We start from the raw sequence: 20,742 nt of genomic DNA on the forward strand, positions 1-20,742 counted from the left end.
ACTGTAATTAGCGGTCAATTTCCCCGAACACAATATCTTGCGTGCCAATGATGGTCACTGCATCAGCCAACATATGGCCACGTGACATCTCATCCATAGCGGAGAGATGTACAAATCCAGGAGCACGAATCTTCATGCGGTATGGTTTATTGGCACCATCTGAAATGAGGTAAATGCCAAACTCGCCTTTAGGGTGCTCAACTGCTGAATAGGCTTCACCATCAGGCACATGAATACCTTCAGTAAATAGTTTGAAATGGTGAATCAACTCTTCCATATTGGTCTTCATGTCCACGCGTTTTGGTGGAGAAACCTTATGGTTATCACTCATGACTGGGCCTGGATTTGCTTTTAACCAAGCCACACATTGTTTGATGATCCGATTCGATTGGCGCATTTCTTCCATACGAACAAGATAACGATCATATGAATCACCGTTTACGCCTACTGGAATATCAAAGTCGAGACGGTCATACACTTCGTATGGTTGCTTCTTACGCAAATCCCACTCGATACCGGACCCACGCAACATCGGACCAGTAAAGCCCAGTTGTAAAGCACGCTCCGGACTAACGATGCCAATATTGACTAAACGTTGTTTCCAAATACGGTTATCGGTTAGCAGGTTGCAGTATTCATCAACGCTGGCATCAAAGCCCTGCGTAAATTGTTCAATGAAATCAAGCAACGTACCGCTGCGGTTTTCATTCAACCGTCTTACAGCTGAAGCGCTACGAATTTTCGATTTATCGTACTGCGCCATTTGATCTGGCAAATCACGATAGACACCGCCAGGACGATAGTAAGCGGCGTGCATACGTGCGCCAGAAACAGCTTCATACATATCGAAGATGTCTTCACGATCACGGAAGGCATAAAGAAACACTGCCATTGCACCAACGTCGAGGCCGTGACAGCCAATCCAAAGCAAGTGGTTCAATAAACGGGTGAGCTCGTCATACATGACGCGAATGTATTGCGCACGCAATGAAACATCGATTTGCAATAACTTTTCAATAGCCAACACATACCCATGTTCGTTGGACATCATGGACACATAATCCAAGCGATCCATATAGGGAACGTTTTGAATCCAAGTACGTGTCTCAGCCAACTTTTCAGTTGCACGATGCAACAAACCAATGTGCGGATCCGCGCGCTGAATAACCTCGCCATCCAACTCCAATACTAGACGCAATACGCCGTGTGCCGCAGGATGCTGAGGACCAAAATTGAGGGTGTAGTTATTAATTTGTGCCATGACTTATACCGAACCTCCGTATTGCTCTTCGCGAACGATACGCGGCGTAATTTCACGCGCTTCAATCGTGACAGGCTGGTAGACCACGCGCTTTAATTCGGGGTCATAGCGCATTTCAACATTGCCACTGATTGGGAAATCTTTTCTGAATGGATGACCAATGAAACCGTAGTCGGTCAAGATGCGACGCAAATCTTGGTGACCTTCAAAAAGGATGCCATAGAGATCAAACGCTTCGCGCTCAAACCAGTTCGCACAGTTCCAAACTGGCGTAACCGAGGCCACAACAGGGTAACTATCGTCCGACGCAAACACGCGCACACGCAAACGCCAATTGTGCTCAAGCGATAATAAATGGCTAACCACACCAAAGCGCTGACCTGCCCAAGAGCCCTCGCGGAAATCTTGGTAATCAACACCACATAAATCAATTAATTGCGCAAATACCAGAGAGGGATCGTCGCGGAGCATTAAGGCAGTTTCGAAATAGGTATCTGCATTCAAAGCCACGGTAATTTCACCGAGTGCAATCTCCACTGAGTGAATGCGCTTTCCGAGAACTTTCTCTAGATTAGCTGCCAACTGAACTAAACGATCTGACATCACTTATGCCTTCCGCGCAATCGTGCTGGTACGTGCGATCTTCGATTGCAACTGAATAATTCCGTAGATCAACGCTTCTGCAGTTGGAGGACAGCCAGGAACATAAATATCCACTGGCACAATGCGGTCACAACCGCGAACTACTGAATAGGAGTTGTGGTAGTAACCACCACCATTGGCGCATGAGCCCATTGAGATCACCCAACGGGGTTCAGGCATCTGGTCATAAACTTTGCGCAAAGCCGGAGCCATCTTGTTGCACAGCGTTCCTGCGACGATCATCAAATCAGACTGACGTGGCGATGGACGGAAAACTACACCAAAACGGTCTAAGTCATAACGAGAGGCGCCAGCATGCATCATTTCGACCGCACAACAGGCAAGACCAAAGGTCATGGGCCATAAAGAACCATTACGCGACCAGTTAATCAACTGATCCGCAGTGGTAGTAACAAATCCTTCTTTGAGAACGCCTTCTAATGCCATATCGATCACTCCCAGTCGAGAGCGCCCTTTTTCCAGATATAAACAAATCCCACAATGAATTCCAAGAGGAAGATCACCATAGAGGCGTAGCCAAACCAACCAAGATCACGCAACGCGACTCCCCATGGGAATAAGAACGCAGTTTCCAGGTCGAACAAAATAAAGAGAATGGCAATGAGGTAGTAGCGCACATCAAACTTCATCCGCGCATCTTCGAATGCTTCAAAACCGCACTCATAGGGGGAGAGTTTCTCAGCGTCAGGCTTCGAGGGAGCCAAAATTTTTCCAAGGAACATGGGGACTAAACCCACCCCAATGCCTGCGAGGATAAAAAGCAAAATAGGAAAGTAATTGGCGAGATTCAAAATGGTCCTGAGTCGTTTATTGGTCCTGAGTCGTTTATCTAAACATTCATCAAAACTGCAAGTTATTCGTTATTTCACTACCCGCTCTATTGATTAAGAGCAAAAACCCTAGCTTTATTTACTGCATATTGGTGCCGACAGCGAGACTCGAACTCGCACAGCCTAAGCCACTACCCCCTCAAGATAGCGTGTCTACCAATTTCACCACGTCGGCATCTTGCAAAACCCATTAATTCTACTGCATTGCACCACTAAACTACCAAAAAAAAAGGGGGTAGCAAAATCCGTAAAAGCCTACTTTTTTACTTAGGAACTGCAGGCTTGCTAGGATTCTGGGAAGGAACAACCGGAGCTGCTGGAGCGGCAGCAGGAGCAACCGTACCAGAGAGCACCCCAGGACTGACCTCTTTTTTATTTCCCAGCCAGGTAATACCCAAAGTGCTAAGAAAAAATACCGCCGCAAAGATAGCCGTTGTGTGCGATAAAAAGTTCGCCGAACCACTGGCTCCAAAGAGGCTTCCTGAGGCACCAGAACCAAAAGCGGCCCCCATATCTGCCCCCTTACCCTGTTGCAAAAGAACAAGCAAGATGACAGCCAATGCTGAGATCACTTGCAATACGATTAATAAGGTCTTAAACCATTCCACAGTTACTCTCCAAATAAAAAATGTTATGCCTGACAGATGGCTAGAAAATCATTTGGGTTCAATGAAACGCCCCCAACTAATCCACCATCTATATCTGGCATGGCAAACAATTCCACAGCATTGTCGGGTTTGACACTGCCGCCATACAAAATGCCGACATGAGAAGCAACATCCTCATCAAACTCGGCGAGCTGTAAACGAATGTGGCGATGCATGTCCTGTGCTACTTGAGCGCTTGCGACTTTTCCGGTGCCAATAGCCCACACGGGTTCATAGGCAATCAAACAGTCCACCAAACGGTCCTGCAGTACTGCAACTTGTTTCGTTATCTGACCACAAACCACTTCTTCAGCACGACCAGAATTGCGCTCATCCGCAGTTTCGCCAACGCAAATCACCGGGGTCATGCCGTTATCCAGAACTTGCAAGGCTTTCGCGGCCACCACTTCATCCACTTCATGATGTAGTTGACGACGCTCGGAGTGACCCAAAATCACATATCGACAACCCAATTCCTTGAGCATTGAAGCACTCGCTTCACCGGTATAGGCACCACTCGATTGCGCAGAAGCATCCTGCGCACCCAAGCTTAAAAATGCTAAAGAATGTTCCTTAATAAGTTGTGCGCATTGCGCTAAATACGGATGTGGTGGACACACCACATATTGACGATCTGCAGGCATGCCACTCTCCATGCCTCGAGCAACAGTTTTAATCCAATCCGCATTACTCGCCAGATTGCCATTCATTTTCCAGTTGCCAATAACGATGAGTGGTCGCATATGTAAACGAGAAATTAAACCGTCAAAACAATTTTGCCAACGTGCTCAGAAGATTCCATCAAGCGATGGGCTTCTGCTGCTTCATCAAGTGCAAAAGTTTTATAGATAGCAGGCTTAAGCTTGCCAGTATTGAGAAGTGGCCAAACGGTTTCATAAAGCTGTTTTGTAATTTGCTTCTTGAACGATACAGGGCGAGGACGCAAAGTAGAGCCAGTAATGGTTAAGCGACGGCGCAGAATTTGACCGGTATTCACTTCGGCTTTAGAGCCGCCCATTATTGCAATAATCACGATACGACCATCATCTGCAAGGCAATCAATCTCACGTTGGACATAAGCGCCTGTCACCATATCCAGGATGACATTAACGCCTTTTCCGTCAGTCGCTTTCTTGACCTCTTCAACAAAATCCTGAGTCTTGTAGTTAATCGCCAAATCAGCGCCCAACTTCAAACATGCCGCACACTTTTCATCGGTACCAGCGGTTACAAATACTTTGTGTCCCAGCGCCTTGGCCAGCAAGATCGCGGTAACACCAATACCGCTAGAGCCACCCTGAACTAAGAGCGTCTCACCCTCAGATAACTCGCCGCGCATGAAGACATTGCTCCACACGGTGTAGAACGCCTCCGGGAGAGAGGCTGCTTCTTGATCGGTAAATCCAGTTGGATATGGTAGGCATTGAGCAATGGGTGCGGTGCAAAGCTCTGCATATCCACCGCCCTGCACCAATGCATAAACCTTATCACCGATTTTTAAACCCAAGGAATTGTCGACATGCGATAAGTCGCCGCCAACAATCTCACCGGCAACTTCAAGGCCAGGAATATCGGATGCGCCAGGCGGTACGGGGTAATGACCCTTACGTTGCAAAACGTCTGGGCGATTAATTCCTGCTGCCAAAACTTTGATCAGAATCTCGCCAGTACCAGCGCTGGGAATAGCCGGATCTGGACGAGTAGTTGGCACCAGCATCTCTGGTGCCCCGTATTCTTTGATCTCAATAACGCGCATTGAAAACTCCGAAGAATTATTAGGTGCTGTTTAAGCAGTTTCGCCATTGGTTGGTGCAACTTCGGCATTCGCCTCTGCAGTACCAGCCAATGGAGCAATCGTGCCCGCCCCTTCTGCCATGGCAGCTTTCAGAGAGAGACGCAAGCGACCGCGCTCATCAGCAGCGAGCAACTTCACGCGCACAACTTGACCTTCAGCTAGGTAGTCCTTAACTTCTTTCACACGCTCATTGGAAATTTCAGAGATGTGCAAGAGACCATCCTTACCCGGAAGAATGTTCACTAAAGCGCCAAATTCAAGTAACTTTACCACTGGGCCTTCGTAAATCTTGCCAACTTCAGCTTCAGCAGTAATGCCTTCAATACGGGCTTTCGCTTGTGCTAGACCATCCGCATTAGTTGAGGCAATGGTAACGGTGCCATCGTCTTGAATGTCAATACTGCAGCCAGTTTCCTTGGTGAGCGCTTGGATGGTTGCACCACCCTTACCAATCACTTCGCGAATCTTGTCTGGATGAATCTTGAAAGACACCATACGTGGGGCGTGTGCTGATAACTCCGTACGCACAGATCCCATTGCTTCTTGCATTTTGCTCAAGATATGCAAGCGACCCTCTTTTGCTTGCGCCAAAGCAACCTGCATGATTTCTTTTGTAATGCCCTGAACTTTGATGTCCATCTGCAGTGCAGTAATACCGTTTGCAGTACCCGCCACTTTGAAATCCATATCGCCTAAGTGATCTTCATCACCCAAGATATCGGTCAATACGGCAAAACGATTGCCATCCAAAATCAAGCCCATGGCTACACCAGCGACGTGTGCCTTAACAGGAACTCCCGCATCCATCATTGCCAAGCAGCCACCACAAACAGAAGCCATCGATGAGGAGCCATTAGATTCCGTGATTTCGGAAACTACACGAATACTGTAAGCGAAGTCTTCTGGGCTTGGCAGCACAGGAATCAACGCGCGCTTTGCCAAACGTCCATGACCAATTTCACGGCGCTTTGGACTACTTACACGACCAGTTTCGCCCGTCGCAAATGGAGGCATGTTGTAGTGGAGCATGAAACGATCGCGGTATTCACCTTCGAGCGCGTCAATAATTTGCTCATCACGTGCAGTACCCAAAGTTGCCACAACAAGAGCCTGTGTTTCACCACGAGTAAAGAGTGCTGAACCATGAGTGCGCGGCAATAAGCCATTGCGAATTTCAATTGGACGCACTGTGCGAGTATCGCGACCATCAATACGCGGCTCGCCATTCAAAATCTGGCTACGCACAATTTTTGCTTCGATTTCAAAGAGGATATTGCCAACAGCAACCTCATCCACTTCGCCCTCTTCAGCCAATTTTGCGATCACTTCTTTGGTAATCGCTTTTAACTTGTCGGAGCGAGCACCCTTTTGACGAATTTGGTATGCCTCACGCAATGGACCTTCAGCCAAAGCGCTCACCTTAGCAATCAATGGCTCATCTTTAGGGGCCGCTTGCCAATCCCACTCAGGTTTACCAGCTTCACGCACTAAATCGTTAATCGCATTAATAGCGGTTTGCATTTGCTCATGACCAAATACCACAGCACCCAGCATTACTTTCTCAGAAAGTTGGTTTGCCTCAGACTCCACCATCAATACGGCTGCTTGAGTTCCGGCAACAATTAAATCCAACTCACTGGTTGTTTGCTCTGTGCGGGTTGGGTTCAAGAGATACTGGCCGTTGGCGTAACCAACACGGGCAGCACCAACTGGACCGCTAAATGGAATACCTGAAACCGCTAACGCAGCAGAAGCAGCGATCAATGCAGGAATATCCGATGGCACTTCTGGGTTGATCGACAACACATGTACAACAACTTGTACTTCGTTATAGAAACCCTCTGGGAATAGCGGACGAATTGGGCGATCAATCAAACGGGAGATCAATGTCTCACTTTCAGATGGACGGCCTTCACGACGGAAGAAACCACCAGGGATCTTACCGGCTGCGTAAGTCTTTTCTAAATAATCGACGGTTAAAGGGAAAAAGTCTTGGCCTGGCTTAGCAGACTTAGATGCTACGACAGTACCCATTACTACGGTGTCATCTACGTTAACGATTACAGCACCACCCGCTTGACGAGCAATCTCGCCGGTTTCCATCGTTACTTGATGGTTACCCCATTGAAAACTCTTTACTGCTTTTCTAAACATGGTCATTCTGATCTTCTCCAAATTGTTCACACCATACTCACATGAGCATCGCGTTTGTCGTGGGATAACGCAGTGTCACGACAACACTGGAGCGATTTCAATTACAAGGGATGCCATTCCAGGGAGACTCTGAACCCAGAAGCTCATTGGAATGACACGATCCCCTACACAAATAATCGAAAAGCGCTCAAAAAACATGCCACCTTCTTAAGACTGTTTCTGTATAGAAACAACCCTAAGTAAGATGGCATTGCAATACCGATAAGAATTACTTACGGAGACCCAATTTGTCGATCAATGCGCGATAGCGATCCAGATCTTTGCCTTTGAGGTAATCCAAGAGGCGACGGCGACGTGAAACCATCTTCAACAAACCGCGACGGCTGTGATGGTCTTTGGCGTTAGCCTTGAAATGGGGGATTAATTCATTGATGCGGGCGGTAAGCAATGAAACTTGAACTTCAGGGCTACCCGTATCGTTTGCGCTGCGCGCGTTTTCTTTGACGATTTCCGCCGTTTTAATATCAGCAACTGCCATTTTAGTACTCCTTACTTGCGAACACATGAGCTTTCACCCAGTTTGTGTCGTGCGTTATAAACAAAATAAAACAAAAAAGCTTTACAAATCAAAGCCATCGAATTGTAGCAGACCAGGACCAATCATCGTGCGACCTTGTGTGATTAGAAAGACTCAGATAACAGTTTAATACAAATTAATTCTTATAGATCAATGACTTAGGAAATTTTAGTAAGACTTCGCTAAAAATGGTCGGGGCGAGAGGATTTGAACCTCCGACCACATGCACCCCATGCATGTACGCTACCAGGCTGCGCTACGCCCCGACAAGCGAAAATTGTAGCAGTAACTATTTAGACAGAATTTGCAGTACAGCCTGCAACTCCTCGCGCAAGCGTAATTCGTCACGCGCCTCTTCAAGACGTTTACGGGCACCGCTGATTGTGAAACCCTCTTCGTAAAGAAGTGCACGTATCTTGCGGATAAGCACCACTTCATGATGTTGGTAATACCGACGGTTACCACGGCGCTTTTGCGGGCTTAATTGGGTAAATTCTTGTTCCCAATAGCGCAGTGAACGTACACCACACAAATCCGCTACTTCACCGATCGTGAAATACCGTTTAGGGGGAATGGGAGGCAGTTGAGAGCTCGGTAATGCCGAGCTAACATCAAACTCGGTTTTCTCGAGCATGTGACTCCACTACATCTTTCAGCTTCTGACTGGCATGAAAAGTAACGACGCGTCTTGCCGCGATAGGAATCATCTGCCCTGTCTTTGGGTTTCGGCCAGGACGAGCCGATTTATTACGCAACTGAAAATTACCAAAGCCGGAGATCTTCACTTCAGTACCAGCTTCTAAAGATTGACCAATGCGATCGAAAAATGCATCAATCATATCTTTGGCTTCACGTTTATTCAGACCGATTTGATCGATGAGCGCTTCAGAGAGTTCGTTTTTAGTAACGGTATCGTTGGTGTTGATGTCGCCCATGGATAGTCTTTTCAGTATCGATGTCTCTAAGTATTTTTGGTAGAGCCGTAATAGCAAACCTAGCGCAGACGGGCTGCACACTTTTTTTCTACCGCACCCAATAAAGCCGCCATAACAGCGTCAATTTGGGCATCTTGCAAGGTTTCCTGGGTATTCAGCAGCGTGGCGCGGAACGCCAAGCTCTTTTCATCTTCGGCCATGCTACTAGAACCTGCTTTTGGCTTAAATTCATCAAATAATTCAATCGTACGCACAAAATTCTGCTTGGAAGCAGTCATTGCATCCAACAAGGATTGAGCCGAAACATTCTGTTTCACCACTAGCGCTAAATCGCGTTGCACCGCAGGAAATTTACTTAACTCTTCGGGAGCTGGTAGACCCAGATCACGAATCCACTCTAGATCCAACTCAAATAGCACTGGTGCTTGAGGCAATTCATAGGATTGCTGAATACCAGGATGTAGTTCACCAATCCAACCTACCTCAACTCGATTTTTGCCAACCTGCAAAAATACCTTGGCACTACGTCCAGGATGCAGAGCAGGATGTTGTGCAGCTTCAGTAATAAAGTGCAGCGGATCTAATACCCGCTCTAGATCACCTTTCACATCAAAAAAATCGACTGCTTTTGATGGGCTTGCCCACTGCTCTGGAACGGCCGCACCATATGCTAATCCGCCAATCTTTTGGGGCTGTTCAAAGCCCGCAACTTTGCCAGCTTGCTCGGCAATCGCAGCATCGCGTTTAAATATTCTGCCAGTCTCAAATAGGCGCACTCGCCCTGCACCGCGGTTCAAATTCGACTTAAGCTGCGAAAGCAGACCGCCCCAGAGGGTGCTGCGCATGACGCCATACTGATTAGCGATTGGATTCAGTACACGTATTAAATTTTGCTCAGTTGCGCCAGTAAGTCGTTGTTCGCTCTCTTGATCTGTAAAACCAAAATTCACTGCCTCTTGATAGCCCTGTAATGCAAAACGCTGACGGAGCAAATGAATACCGCGTTTTGCTTCGGCTTTTGCACTCATTTTGAGCGACGCCACTGGCGGCTTATCGGAAATGTTTTCAAATCCATACATCCGCACAACTTCTTCAATCAAATCTTCTTCGATCTCGATATCAAAGCGGTAGCTTGGCGGTGTCACAACAAAAACATCAACCGCTTTCTTAAACTCAAAACCTAAACGTCTAAAAACATCGGCAATCACTTCATTTGTCAGCGGAATGCCAATTACCTTTTCAGCACGAGCAAGACGCATTTTCACATTCTTACGCTCTGGTACATTGAGGATCTGATCATCTACCGGACCGGCCTGCCCACCACAAACCTCGAGAATGAGTGAGGAAAGATATTCCAGACAATTCACTGTATTTTGCGGATCGACACCACGCTCAAAGCGATGCGCAGCATCGGTACTGAAATTGAAACGACGTGCTCGTCCTTGAATCGCCGAAGGCAACCAATAGGCGGCTTCTACATAGATATTGGTTGTTTGGTCGCCAACTACGCAATGATTACCGCCCATAATGCCTGCGAGAGCTACGGGACCATTCTGATCGGCCACTACACCCGCTTCTTGAACTTTGCCTGACGAATCAGGGCCAACCAGAGTAACGGTTTGACCATTGAGAAGCTCTAGGGTCTCACCGGCTTTGGCCCAACGTACCGCAATATCACCTTGGAATTTATCAATATCAAACACATGGGTTGGCTGACCCATTTCTAACATCACGTAGTTTGATAAGTCGACTAATGCTGAAATACTGCGTTGGCCTGCACGATTTAAACGCGTCACAACCCAGTCTGGGGTTTTGGCTTTGGGGTTTACACCACGAATCACGCGACCAGCAAAGCGACCGCACAAATCCGTATTTAAAACGCTAACTCTGCGTTTGTCATCGATGGATACCGCCGGAGAATGCCAACTCGGTTTACACAGAGAGGAGCCCGTAATTGCCGATACTTCTCTTGCCATGCCTAACAGCGACAAACAATCGGCTTTGTTTGGCGTTAATTTGATCACATAGATCTGATCATCCAAATCAAGATATTTGCGAATATCTTCGCCTACAGGTGCATCAGCAGGTAACTCCAAAATGCCTTCATGGTCATCACCAAGCCCAAGCTCGCGCCCAGAGCACAACATACCCTGGCTCTCTACGCCACGGAGCTTGCCAACCTTAATTAGGAAAGGCTTGCCACCTGCCTCCGCAGGAGGCAATTCGGCACCTACCAGAGCACATGGAATCTTAATGCCAGCACGCGCATTCGGTGCACCACAAACAATTTGCAGCTCTTGACCAGTACCGGCATCGACTTTACAAACACCTAAACGGTCCGCATCAGGATGCTGCTCCGCAGACAAGATTTGCGCCACCACAATTTTGGTAAATGGTGGGGCAACAGAGTGCTGCTCTTCTACCTCTAGACCAGCCATTGTCATCGCATGGCCTAAGGCATCGCTATCTAGCGATGGGTTTACGTATTGACGAAGCCAGGATTCAGAGAATTGCATACCGTGTGAACCTGTTTATGCAGGAAATTGCGCCAAGAAACGCAAATCGTTTTCAAAGAAGAGGCGTAAATCATCGACGCCATAACGCAACATGGTTAAACGCTCTAGACCGGAACCAAAGGCAAAACCGGTATAGTGCTCTGGGTCAATACCCATATTGCGTAAGACATTTGGATGAACCTGACCGGCACCCGAGATCTCTAACCAACGGCCAGCGAGCTTACCGCTACCAAAGGCCATATCAATTTCAGCGGAAGGCTCAGTGAACGGGAAATACGATGGACGAAAACGCACCTGCAATTCATTCGTCTCAAAAAATGTTCTCAAGAAGTCGGTATACACGCCCTTCAGATCGGCAAAAGAAACGCTTTGTGCAATCCACAAACCCTCTACCTGGTGAAACATGGGCGAGTGAGTTGCATCGCTGTCCACGCGATAGGTTCTACCTGGTGCAATTACCTTTATTGGCGGCATGACATCAGCATTTGCATATTTTTTGACGTGCTCACTCGCAAACCGAACCTGAATGGGGCTGGTGTGTGTGCGTAACAGCAACGGTTTCTCTAGAGAATCTTTGCCATCAATATAAAAAGTATCCTGCATAGATCGAGCAGGATGATTTTCAGGGCTATTGAGTGCCGTGAAATTAAACCAGTCGATTTCAATCTCAGGACCATCAGCCACATCAAAACCAATGGAGCGGAAGATTTCTTCTACTCGCTCCCAAGTGCGCATTACAGGATGCAAGCTACCAACCGCTTGACCGCGCCCTGGCAAGGAAACATCGATAGATTCAGCAGCTAAACGCTGTTGCAATACGGCATCAGCCAAAGCTTGGCGACGCTCTTGTAGTGCAGCCTCAACTTGCGTTTTGATTTGATTAATTTGGGCGCTAGCACTCTTACGATCCTCAGGCGACATTCCACCAAGCGCTTTTAAACGTTCAGTGAGAACACCTGACTTACCGAGATACCTGGCTTTCGCGTCCTCAAGAGCTGCCGAGTCGGCAGCTCCGGAGAAATCACGTTTGGCATCCTCGACAATTTGGTCGAGAGAAACCATTGCAGCTTAGTTCGCTTAGAAACTAAGAATTAAGCTGCAGTGTTGACTACGGACTTGATCCGAGCAACCAAAGCAGCAAAGGCTGCTTTGTCAGCAATAGCCATATCGGAAAGTACTTTGCGGTCGAGATCGATCGCAGCTTTCTTCAAACCATTGATGAATACGCTGTATGTCAAGTCATGCTCACGCACTGCCGCATTGATACGGGCAATCCACAAAGCGCGGAATACACGTTTCTTGTTGCGACGGTCACGATAGGCATATTGACCAGCACGCATAACCGCTTGCTTAGCAATGCGGAATACGTTTTTACGACGGCCGTGGTAACCCGTTGCGGCATCGGTAATTTTCTTATGACGGGCTATTGCTGTAACCCCACGTTTGACTCTTGGCATTGAATTCTCCTAATCTAGTCTGAGGTTAAGCGTAAGGAAGCATGGAGCGAATTGACTTAACATCAGATTTCGCAACTTCGGTGGAACCACGCAAATGACGCTTGTTCTTCGTGTTCTTCTTGGTGAGGATGTGGCGTTTGAAAGCCTGACCTCGTTTGATGGTTCCGCCTGCGCGAACCGTGAAACGCTTTTTGGCGCTACTCTTGCTCTTCATCTTGGGCATAAAGCACCCCTTCTTTTACTTGTGCAACATAGGTGGCAACCGACGGTTACTCTTCCTGTACCCAGAAACACTTCTCTACTGCCAGCATCTTTCAATGCCTCCCTACTTAAGAACTAGATTTTTTATAAACCTAGTTACTTAGCCTTGCGGACGGGGGCCAGTACCATCACCATTTGGCGACCCTCCATCTTTGGAAACTGTTCGACTTGACCATACTCTTGTAGGTCCACTTTCAAACGCTCCAACATCCTTGCTCCGATTTCTTGGTGGGCCATTTCACGACCCCGAAACCGCAACGTAATTTTTGTCTTATCGCCATCCTCTAAAAAGCAGATTAGATTGCGTAGCTTCACACCATAATCACCATCGTCTGTACCAGGGCGGAATTTCACTTCCTTTACCTGAACCATTTTTTGCTTCAGCTTAGCTTCATGCTGACGCTTGGCTTCTTGGTATTTGAATTTGCCAAAGTCCACGATTCGGACTACAGGCGGTGCAGCGGTGGGAGCAATTTCAACCAGATCGGTATCTTTCTCTTCTGCTGCCGCTAAGGCTTCACTCAACTTAACTACACCGATGGCTTCACCATCGATTCCAATCAAACGCACTTCAGGAGCAGTAATTTCCCGATTAATGCGCTGCAATCTTTCAGTAGCGATCTTCTTAATTCCTTTAAAAAAACAATAAAAACCGTTCTAACCCTAGCTAGGCTCGGGTCCGACTTTCTGGGATATATCCTGCTGGAGTCGGGCAACGAAGGCATCAATAGGCATTGCACCCAAATCCACTCCGCCACGGGCACGAACGGCCACCGAATTACTTTCTGATTCCTTATCCCCCACAACGAGCAAAAATGGGATCTTCTGTAATGCGTGCTCGCGTATTTTATACGTAATTTTCTCGTTCCGCAAATCCGCCTCGACTCTAAACCCTTGTTTTTTCAGGATTTGCTGGACTTGTTGTGCATATGTAGCAGAATTCCCGGAGATATTCAGGACAACTGCCTGGGTCGGAGCGAGCCAAACTGGCATGTTTCCAGCATGATTTTCGATCAAAATCCCAATAAAACGCTCTAAAGAGCCCACAATGGCCCTATGGAGCATGACCGGGGTCTCGCGGCTATTGTCCTCAGCCACGTATTCAGCACCCAAACGGGCAGGCATCGAAAAATCCACCTGGATGGTGCCGCACTGCCATGTACGACCAATAGAATCCTTGAGGTGGTATTCAATTTTAGGACCATAAAAAGCACCCTCACCTGGCAATTCTTCCCATTCTTGACCGGATGCTTTAAGGGCGCCTCGCAACGCTTCTTCAGCCTTATCCCAAATCGCATCGTCACCAACACGTTTTGCGGGGCGCAACGCTAACTTCACCGCCACTTCAGTAAAATCAAAATCTTGGTAGACAGCGCGAACGGCTTTGTCGAAATCTGCCACTTCTGACTGGATCTGGTCTTCGGTACAGAAAATGTGCCCATCGTCTTGTGTAAATCCGCGAACTCGCATCAGACCATGCAATGCCCCGGATGGTTCGTTGCGATGGCATTGACCAAACTCACCAAAGCGCAATGGCAACTCACGATAGCTATGCAATCCAGAGTTATAAATTTGTACATGTCCAGGACAGTTCATCGGCTTTAATGCATAAGCCCGATTCTCAGACTCCGTGGTGAACATGTTCTCTTTGTAGTTTTCCCAGTGACCAGATTTTTCCCAGAGTGCTCGGTCCAATATCTGTGGCACTTTGACTTCTTGATAGCCTTCTTGTTGATAGACACGACGCATGTACTGCTCAACCTCTTGCCAGATCGACCAGCCTTTTGGATGCCAGAAGATTAAGCCTGGAGCCTCTTCTTGAAAATGAAATAAATCTAATTGCTTGCCTAAACGACGATGGTCACGTTTTTCAGACTCTTCAAGCATATGCAAGTACGCATCTTGATCTTCTTTACGCAACCATGCTGTACCGTAAATACGTTGCAGCATCTCATTCTTGCTATCACCACGCCAATAGGCGCCAGCAAGCTTCATGAGCTTAAAAACTTTGAGCTTTCCAGTAGAAGGAACGTGAGGTCCTCGGCATAAGTCGGTGAATTTACCTTCTGCATACAGTGAGACGTCCTCTCCCTGAGGAATGCTGGCAATGATTTCTGCTTTGTAGTGCTCGCCTTGATCTTTGAAAAATTTCACAGCCTCATCGCGAGGCAAAACGCTGCGTACCACTGGCTCATCTTTTTTGGCCAGCTCAACCATCTTCTTCTCTAAAGCAACTAAGTCCTCTGGTGTGAATGGACGATGATACGAAAAGTCGTAGTAAAAACCATTCTCGACAACAGGGCCAATGGTAACTTGGGCCTCTGGAAATAATTCCTTAACAGCATAGGCCAACAGGTGTGCCGTCGAGTGACGGACAATTTCGAGAGCCTCGGGACTTTTATCCGTAATGATGGCAAGTTGACTGTCTTTATCGATGACAAAACTGGTATCGACCATCTTGCCATCCACAATGCCGCCAAGCGCAGCTTTAGCAAGACCACTGCCGATGCTTTGAGCCACATCCGCAACCCGAACAGGGGCCTCAAACTCACGTTTTGATCCGTCGGGCAGAGTAACTGCTGGCATAACGACTCCATCTGTTTAACTGAACTTACTAATATTCCGTGCACTGGTGCTACTTCACTTCAATACCTAAAAATAAGGCGCGGTAGCTTGTGGGCATCCGCGCCTCTTGAGTTTCCTCTTTTTGGGTCTTTATTCGTTGGTAGGCTCGATTGGACTCGAACCAACGACCCCCACCATGTCAAGGTGGTGCTCTAACCAGCTGAGCTACGAGCCTATACGGCCCCGTAGTTTATCACCGGCGACGCACTTGGGTGACGCCTTTCACCTCTTCTAGGCTATTTTGAACCACCCTCAAGACCTCCGCATCTTTAACCTCAATAGTTAGCAGGATCTGAGTCGGTCCACGCCGTTTGAATCACCCGTTCTGGGGCGCGCTCTAAAAGTCCTCGAAAAGTTTTGCATGAACGACGGTCTGCACGCTCATCATCGAGCGGTATCCTGAATCCACTCTTTCAACTTCGCGAGCAATTAAGCCGTAAGAAACGTAATTTAAATTAGCGCCACCGTATTGCTCGGGGATGGTGATGCCTAAGAAGCCGAGCTCACCCATTTCACGAAAAATTGCAGGATCGGCTGTTTCATTGCGGTAGGCATCAAGTATTCAAGGCATCAGCCGGTTTTGGGCGTAATCTGCCGCAGCATCGCGCACCATACGTTCTTCTTCGGTTAATTGGGTATCTAACAAAGAGGGTCTTCCCAATGAAAGCTCGCTTTACTCATGTCTCTATTCATCCTTAGGATTGTTTTGACCGCGCCTGCGTGAATTCAGGAATGCGGATATGCTTTTGCCTATTATTCATTTTTCTGGGCATATGAACTCCCCAAGACGTCACCATCGTTATTACGACCTCATTTTGGCAGCCTTTGTGGTGGTATTGCTGTGCTCAAACTTTATTGGGGCGGGGAAAGCCGCGGTCGTTACCTTGCCGTATTTTGGGGAGTTAGTATTTGGCAGTGGCATCCTCTTTTCCCCATCGCATATTTTTTTGGAACATCCTGACCGAAGTTTATGGTTACGCCTAAGATCGTAGGGCAGTGTGGGCAAGATTTGCTGCCTTAGCGTTTGTTGTGCCATCATGGCGCAAATTGTGATTGCGCTACCGGTTGCGCCAGGGCTTATATGGCAAATTATCAGCATGGCTTAGAAACCGTATTTGGAAACTCCTGGCGGATTGCATTGGCATCCATGTTTTCCTTTTGGTGCGGCAGTTTTGCGAATAGTTTTGTCTTGGCCAAAATGAAGATCTGGACTTCGGGTCGTTTCTTATGGATGCGCACCATTAGTTCTACAGCAATAGGTGAGTTGGTGGACTCTTCTTCTATATGTTAGCGGTTTATGGATTATGGCCAACTGCTGAAATCATTCAAGTCGCATTTGCGCAATATGCCCTAAAGACTTCTTGGGAGGTTTTAGCTACGCCACTCACGTACTGGATCGTCAATTACCTCAAGCGCAAAGAAAACGAGGATTACTACGATATTCACACCAATTTCACGCCATTTCGGGTCAAAGTCTAGGTCGATCCCTTTTTGGGAGTTTCTTCTCGTTAACCCGTTAAAATAGTGGTCTTTGCCCCATCGGTGGGGCGTCTGTTGAACTGATTTCAGAAGGCTAGAAAATATCCGTGCTGTCCGCATCTAATATCACCATGCAATTTCGGGCAAAACCCCTGTTCGAAAATATTTCCGTGAAGTTTGGAGGCGGTAACCGCTACGGCTTGATTGGCGCGAACGGTTGCGGAAAATCCACCTTCATGAAAATCCTTGGCGGCGAGTTAGAGCCTTCCAGTGGCAATGTGAGTTTGGATCCCGGTATTCGTCTTGGTAAATTGCGTCAGGACCAATTTGCGTACGAAGATATTCGCGTGCTCGATGTTGTGATGATGGGTCATGAAGAGATGTGGAAAGCAGCGCAAGAGCGTGATGCGATCTATGCAAACCCGGATGCAACCGACGAAGACTATATGAAAGCCGCTGAGCTTGAAGGTAGGTATGCGGAGTACGGTGGCTATACCGCAGAAGCGAAAGCGGGTGAGTTGTTGTTGGGTATTGGGATTCCCATTGAGCAACATAATGGTCCGATGAGCAATGTTGCACCTGGCTGGAAATTGCGTGTATTGCTCGCGCAAGCGCTATTTTCAGATCCCGATGTCTTGCTACTCGATGAGCCAACCAACAACTTGGACATTCACTCGATTCATTGGTTAGAGGAAGTGCTGAATCAATTCAACAGCACGATCGTCATCATTTCACACGACCGTCACTTCCTAAATGAAGTCTGTACGCATATGGCGGATATGGACCATGGAACTCTAAAGGTTTACCTAGGTAACTACGATTCATACATGCTGGCTTCGACACAGGCAAGAGCTCAGCAATTAGCATCGAATGCGAAAGCCAAAGAAAAAATTGCTGAATTGCAGGCTTTCGTTAGCCGCTTCTCCGCAAATGCATCTAAAGCACGCCAAGCAACATCGCGTCAACGCCAGTTGGAGAAAATCGAGATCGCTGAAATCAAGCCATCTTCTCGTCAGAATCCTTTTATTCGCTTTGATTACGAGAAAAAATTACACAATATGGCGGTTGAGTGCAATGCGCTGACTAAGGCATACGACCGAACCATCTTCAAGAACTTCAAGCTTGGCATTCGTGCCGGAGAAAAGATTGCGATCATCGGTCAAAACGGCGCAGGTAAAACCACCTTGTTGAAAACAATTTTGAGCAAGCGATTTGATGGTATTCCAGCTGATAGTGGTGATGTGAAGTGGGCTGAAAATGCCAATGTCGGTGTAATACCTCAAGACAACACGGAGATGTTTGCAAAAGACGAGACGCTCATGGAATGGATGAGTACTTGGCGTAATACTGGCGATGATGACCAAGTAGTTCGCGGCACCCTAGGACGTCTTTTATTCTCCGGTGATGAGGTTGGTAAGTCTGTGAAGGTGCTGTCTGGTGGTGAAAAAGGGCGCATGATCTGGGGTAAGTTGATGCTGCAAAAGCACAACGTCTTAGCCATGGATGAGCCTACCAATCACATGGATATGGAATCAATTGAGAGCTTGCAAATTGCGCTTGAGAAATTTGAGGGGACACTAATCTTTGTATCCCATGACCGTGAATTTGTATCGGCTTTAGCGAACCGCATCCTAGAGGTGAAGATGGATGGAACGGTTGAGGATTATTCCGGGACGTACGAAGAATATCTTCGCAGCCAAGAATTGGCTGGCTAAGGAGATTTATTTTCTTTAGCCTGACGCTGAAAGCGGGTCGCAGTACCTTCTGCACGGATCCGCTTCCAAACAAGGGCTTTCTCTTCATCTGAGAAAAATACCCAATTACTGACTTCGCTCAGTGTGCGCCCACAACCCTGGCAAATCTCATCATAGAGAGTGGTGCAAACACCAATACAGGGTGAGTCCGATTCGTTATCGCCAGTAGAGAGCGAGTTCGAGCCATCAAGAGGTAAGTCGGGATTAATTTTGTTGCTAGCAGCAGTCATTAGGATACTTTAGACGATTTCAGCGGACTATGCTCGCCAAGCTCATTCACATATGCACCAATACCTTGGTGTTCACTTTCCAAAAAGTGTCCGATTGCCTCAGCAAAGCGCGGGTCTTGTATCCAGTGGGCAGATTGAATGCTGGTAGGCAGAAACCCACGCGCCATTTTGTGTTCACCCTGCGCACCACCTTCAAATGTCTGAATGCCATGGGCGATGCAGTATTCAATGGCTTGATAGTAGGCTGTTTCAAAGTGCAAGCACGGCACGCGTTCAATCGCGCCCCAGTACCTACCATAGGCTCTTGAGGATGAGTGATCCACCACTAATAGTGAGGAGGCAATTGGACTGCCATTACGCTTTGCAATGATGAGGTGTAAATGCTCTGGCATTCTTTGAACCCAGAGCTTAAAGAATGCGGGTGTTAAGTAGGGGCTTGAGTGATGCTCTTGATAAGTATTTTGATAACAGTTGTAGAAAAATTCCCAATCGCTTGCCGTTGACTTTGTGCCCGGTAGAACTACTGAAATCACGGGGTTTTTTGTTACGTGACTCGGTTCAGTTTCATTGGCATAACCAAGGCTTTCAAAGCTTTGAGTATTTTTTATCCGCCCTGACTATGAAACGTCGCAAGAATATTCGTCGCGAACGCAAACAAGTATTGCGTGAAGGCATTTCATTTCGTCAGGTACCTCATGCGATAGCGGAAATAGAGTGTGTGCAGACGAGAGATGATTCTCGGTCAGAAGGGTTTTTAAGGCCCCAATCATGATCTTAGATATCTCCGTCAGATCTACGCTTGGTGAGCATAAGAGGCGAGGTCCTTGAACAGGGGTAAATGGAATGGCGCAGAGTACTTTTGGATAGTAGTTCAGCCCATTTTGTTCATAAGCTTGCGCCCAGGACCAATCAAACACAAACTCACCGTAGGAATGCTGCTTTAGATAGAGTGGCATCGCTGCAATGAGATGCCCATCACGTTTGATGGCGAGATGAGCAATTTGCCATCCTGTGGCATTACCTACGCAACCTGTTTCTTCAAGAGCGCTTAAAAATTCATATCTTAAGAAAGGTCCTGCATGTTGAGGAAGTAGAGCATTCCAGTCTACTGCAGAGACATCGGTAATGCGATCGAGGATAGCGAATTGATATGAATCGTTACGCGTCACGCTGAACGTTGAATCAGTTCAATTTTGTAACCATCCGGATCGGTGACAAATGCAATGATGATGTCGCCACCAGCAACGGGGCCAGCCTCACGAGTGACATTGCCACCCGCTGCTTTGATCTTGTCGCAGGCTACATAGGCATCTGGAACGCCTATAGCGATATGGCCATAGGTATTTCCGAGATCATAGGCATGAACCCGTAGTTGTAGGTCAATTCCAGTTCAGCCTGACCATCCGCGTTGCCGTTGCCGTATCCCAAAAAAGCCAATGCATATTTTTGTTCAGAACGTTCAGTGGTACGCAAAAGGTTCATGCCTAAGACCTGAGTATAAAAATCTATTGACCGCTGCAGGTCGCCAACACGCAGCATGGTGTGCAATAACATCATG

At 47.4% G+C, this 20,742-nt stretch carries 20 protein-coding genes, 3 tRNA genes and 4 pseudogenes; 2 read left to right on the forward strand and 25 right to left on the reverse strand.

The annotated features are described in order from the left end of the window. Window positions 1-7 precede the first annotated feature (7 nt). The 22 genes and pseudogenes from BQ1619_RS04245 to BQ1619_RS04350 form a co-directional block, all read right to left on the reverse strand. On the reverse strand, window positions 8-1,261 hold the full coding sequence (locus tag BQ1619_RS04245) for an NADH-quinone oxidoreductase subunit D (RefSeq protein WP_114662429.1): 1,254 nt from the start codon (window positions 1,259-1,261) through the stop codon (window positions 8-10). A 3-nt stretch (window positions 1,262-1,264) separates the two neighbouring features. Next, window positions 1,265-1,864, reverse strand: coding sequence for an NADH-quinone oxidoreductase subunit C (locus tag BQ1619_RS04250; protein ID WP_114662431.1), 600 nt, complete (start codon window positions 1,862-1,864; stop codon window positions 1,265-1,267). Between the two features lie 3 nt (window positions 1,865-1,867). Continuing rightward, the gene (locus tag BQ1619_RS04255) at window positions 1,868-2,350 is read right to left on the reverse strand and encodes a NuoB/complex I 20 kDa subunit family protein (RefSeq protein ID WP_114663511.1); all 483 of its coding nucleotides are present in this window, start codon (window positions 2,348-2,350) and stop codon (window positions 1,868-1,870) included. Window positions 2,351-2,355: 5 nt separating this feature from the next. Further along, a complete protein-coding gene (locus BQ1619_RS04260) occupies window positions 2,356-2,715 on the reverse strand; it encodes an NADH-quinone oxidoreductase subunit A (protein ID WP_114662433.1) in 360 nt (119 codons plus the stop codon). Between the two features lie 129 nt (window positions 2,716-2,844). Continuing rightward, window positions 2,845-2,929, reverse strand: a tRNA-Leu gene (locus tag BQ1619_RS04265). Window positions 2,930-3,017: 88 nt separating this feature from the next. After that, window positions 3,018-3,362 (reverse strand): preprotein translocase subunit SecG, encoded by a 345-nt coding sequence (gene secG / locus BQ1619_RS04270; protein ID WP_114662435.1) that lies wholly within the window; start codon window positions 3,360-3,362, stop codon window positions 3,018-3,020. 23 nt (window positions 3,363-3,385) lie between these two features. Continuing rightward, the gene (tpiA, locus tag BQ1619_RS04275; protein ID WP_114662437.1) at window positions 3,386-4,144 is read right to left on the reverse strand and encodes a triose-phosphate isomerase; all 759 of its coding nucleotides are present in this window, start codon (window positions 4,142-4,144) and stop codon (window positions 3,386-3,388) included. Window positions 4,145-4,158: 14 nt separating this feature from the next. Continuing rightward, on the reverse strand, window positions 4,159-5,157 hold the full coding sequence (locus tag BQ1619_RS04280; protein ID WP_114662439.1) for an NAD(P)H-quinone oxidoreductase: 999 nt from the start codon (window positions 5,155-5,157) through the stop codon (window positions 4,159-4,161). 30 nt (window positions 5,158-5,187) lie between these two features. Then, complete coding sequence (gene pnp / locus BQ1619_RS04285; RefSeq protein ID WP_114662441.1) at window positions 5,188-7,356, reverse strand: polyribonucleotide nucleotidyltransferase; 2,169 nt, start codon at window positions 7,354-7,356, stop codon at window positions 5,188-5,190. 262 nt (window positions 7,357-7,618) lie between these two features. Then, window positions 7,619-7,888 (reverse strand): 30S ribosomal protein S15, encoded by a 270-nt coding sequence (gene rpsO, locus BQ1619_RS04290; protein WP_114663512.1) that lies wholly within the window; start codon window positions 7,886-7,888, stop codon window positions 7,619-7,621. A gap of 228 nt (window positions 7,889-8,116) precedes the next feature. Then, window positions 8,117-8,193, reverse strand: a tRNA-Pro gene (locus BQ1619_RS04295). A 23-nt stretch (window positions 8,194-8,216) separates the two neighbouring features. Next, the gene (locus BQ1619_RS04300) at window positions 8,217-8,561 is read right to left on the reverse strand and encodes a MerR family transcriptional regulator (protein WP_114662443.1); all 345 of its coding nucleotides are present in this window, start codon (window positions 8,559-8,561) and stop codon (window positions 8,217-8,219) included. Further along, complete coding sequence (locus BQ1619_RS04305; RefSeq protein WP_114662445.1) at window positions 8,539-8,862, reverse strand: integration host factor subunit alpha; 324 nt, start codon at window positions 8,860-8,862, stop codon at window positions 8,539-8,541. Before BQ1619_RS04305 ends, BQ1619_RS04300 begins: the two co-directional genes overlap by 23 nt. Window positions 8,863-8,921: 59 nt before the next feature. Beyond that, a complete protein-coding gene (pheT, locus tag BQ1619_RS04310; protein WP_114662447.1) occupies window positions 8,922-11,378 on the reverse strand; it encodes a phenylalanine--tRNA ligase subunit beta in 2,457 nt (818 codons plus the stop codon). A 15-nt stretch (window positions 11,379-11,393) separates the two neighbouring features. Next, on the reverse strand, window positions 11,394-12,440 hold the full coding sequence (gene pheS / locus BQ1619_RS04315) for a phenylalanine--tRNA ligase subunit alpha (RefSeq protein ID WP_114662449.1): 1,047 nt from the start codon (window positions 12,438-12,440) through the stop codon (window positions 11,394-11,396). Between the two features lie 29 nt (window positions 12,441-12,469). Further along, the gene (gene rplT / locus BQ1619_RS04320) at window positions 12,470-12,835 is read right to left on the reverse strand and encodes a 50S ribosomal protein L20 (protein ID WP_114662452.1); all 366 of its coding nucleotides are present in this window, start codon (window positions 12,833-12,835) and stop codon (window positions 12,470-12,472) included. A 25-nt stretch (window positions 12,836-12,860) separates the two neighbouring features. Then, a complete protein-coding gene (gene rpmI / locus BQ1619_RS04325; protein WP_114662454.1) occupies window positions 12,861-13,058 on the reverse strand; it encodes a 50S ribosomal protein L35 in 198 nt (65 codons plus the stop codon). 134 nt (window positions 13,059-13,192) lie between these two features. Then, entirely contained in the window at window positions 13,193-13,726 is a 534-nt protein-coding gene (infC, locus tag BQ1619_RS04330) for a translation initiation factor IF-3 (RefSeq protein WP_415066253.1), read from the reverse strand. Window positions 13,727-13,759: 33 nt separating this feature from the next. Beyond that, window positions 13,760-15,682 (reverse strand): threonine--tRNA ligase, encoded by a 1,923-nt coding sequence (gene thrS, locus BQ1619_RS04335; protein ID WP_114662458.1) that lies wholly within the window; start codon window positions 15,680-15,682, stop codon window positions 13,760-13,762. 137 nt (window positions 15,683-15,819) lie between these two features. Further along, window positions 15,820-15,896, reverse strand: a tRNA-Val gene (locus BQ1619_RS04340). 18 nt (window positions 15,897-15,914) lie between these two features. Then, on the reverse strand, window positions 15,915-15,977 hold the full coding sequence (locus tag BQ1619_RS09710) for a hypothetical protein (RefSeq protein ID WP_231968632.1): 63 nt from the start codon (window positions 15,975-15,977) through the stop codon (window positions 15,915-15,917). Window positions 15,978-16,091: 114 nt separating this feature from the next. Then, window positions 16,092-16,402, reverse strand: a pseudogene (locus BQ1619_RS04350) (acyl-CoA dehydrogenase family protein); the annotation flags it as partial. A gap of 92 nt (window positions 16,403-16,494) precedes the next feature. Here BQ1619_RS04350 and BQ1619_RS04355 point away from each other — a divergent pair. Then, a pseudogene (locus BQ1619_RS04355) lies at window positions 16,495-17,200 on the forward strand (queuosine precursor transporter). A 107-nt stretch (window positions 17,201-17,307) separates the two neighbouring features. After that, a complete protein-coding gene (locus tag BQ1619_RS04360; protein ID WP_114662460.1) occupies window positions 17,308-18,915 on the forward strand; it encodes an ABC-F family ATPase in 1,608 nt (535 codons plus the stop codon). Here BQ1619_RS04360 and BQ1619_RS04365 read toward each other — a convergent pair. The 3 genes and pseudogenes from BQ1619_RS04365 to gloA form a co-directional block, all read right to left on the reverse strand. Next, window positions 18,912-19,184 carry a DUF1289 domain-containing protein gene (locus BQ1619_RS04365; RefSeq protein ID WP_231968487.1) on the reverse strand — a complete coding sequence of 91 codons (273 nt, stop codon included), beginning with the start codon at window positions 19,182-19,184 and terminating at the stop codon, window positions 18,912-18,914. The genes BQ1619_RS04360 and BQ1619_RS04365 overlap by 4 nt on opposite strands. Next, window positions 19,184-20,353, reverse strand: a pseudogene (locus BQ1619_RS04370) (GNAT family N-acetyltransferase). The gene BQ1619_RS04365 and the pseudogene BQ1619_RS04370 overlap by 1 nt, the downstream one beginning before the upstream one ends. Beyond that, window positions 20,350-20,741: pseudogene (gene gloA / locus BQ1619_RS04375) on the reverse strand (lactoylglutathione lyase). The pseudogenes BQ1619_RS04370 and gloA overlap by 4 nt, the downstream one beginning before the upstream one ends. Window position 20,742: the final 1 nt, after the last annotated feature.

It is taken from the genome of Polynucleobacter necessarius (assembly GCF_900095195.1).
Classification (GTDB): domain Bacteria; phylum Pseudomonadota; class Gammaproteobacteria; order Burkholderiales; family Burkholderiaceae; genus Polynucleobacter; species Polynucleobacter necessarius_G.

Coding starts and splice junctions, on each gene's coding strand:
- BQ1619_RS04255 (WP_114663511.1), bottom strand. CDS start 2,350: ATGGCATTAGAAGGCGTTCTCAAAGAAGGATTTGTTACTACCACTGCG.
- rpsO (WP_114663512.1), bottom strand. CDS start 7,888: ATGGCAGTTGCTGATATTAAAACGGCGGAAATCGTCAAAGAAAACGCG.
- pnp (WP_114662441.1), bottom strand. CDS start 7,356: ATGACCATGTTTAGAAAAGCAGTAAAGAGTTTTCAATGGGGTAACCAT.
- BQ1619_RS04365 (WP_231968487.1), bottom strand. CDS start 19,184: ATGACTGCTGCTAGCAACAAAATTAATCCCGACTTACCTCTTGATGGC.
- rpmI (WP_114662454.1), bottom strand. CDS start 13,058: ATGCCCAAGATGAAGAGCAAGAGTAGCGCCAAAAAGCGTTTCACGGTT.
- rplT (WP_114662452.1), bottom strand. CDS start 12,835: ATGCCAAGAGTCAAACGTGGGGTTACAGCAATAGCCCGTCATAAGAAA.
- BQ1619_RS04300 (WP_114662443.1), bottom strand. CDS start 8,561: ATGCTCGAGAAAACCGAGTTTGATGTTAGCTCGGCATTACCGAGCTCT.
- tpiA (WP_114662437.1), bottom strand. CDS start 4,144: ATGCGACCACTCATCGTTATTGGCAACTGGAAAATGAATGGCAATCTG.
- pheT (WP_114662447.1), bottom strand. CDS start 11,378: ATGCAATTCTCTGAATCCTGGCTTCGTCAATACGTAAACCCATCGCTA.
- pheS (WP_114662449.1), bottom strand. CDS start 12,440: ATGGTTTCTCTCGACCAAATTGTCGAGGATGCCAAACGTGATTTCTCC.
- BQ1619_RS04250 (WP_114662431.1), bottom strand. CDS start 1,864: ATGTCAGATCGTTTAGTTCAGTTGGCAGCTAATCTAGAGAAAGTTCTC.
- thrS (WP_114662458.1), bottom strand. CDS start 15,682: ATGCCAGCAGTTACTCTGCCCGACGGATCAAAACGTGAGTTTGAGGCC.
- BQ1619_RS04305 (WP_114662445.1), bottom strand. CDS start 8,862: ATGGGCGACATCAACACCAACGATACCGTTACTAAAAACGAACTCTCT.
- BQ1619_RS04245 (WP_114662429.1), bottom strand. CDS start 1,261: ATGGCACAAATTAATAACTACACCCTCAATTTTGGTCCTCAGCATCCT.
- BQ1619_RS04280 (WP_114662439.1), bottom strand. CDS start 5,157: ATGCGCGTTATTGAGATCAAAGAATACGGGGCACCAGAGATGCTGGTG.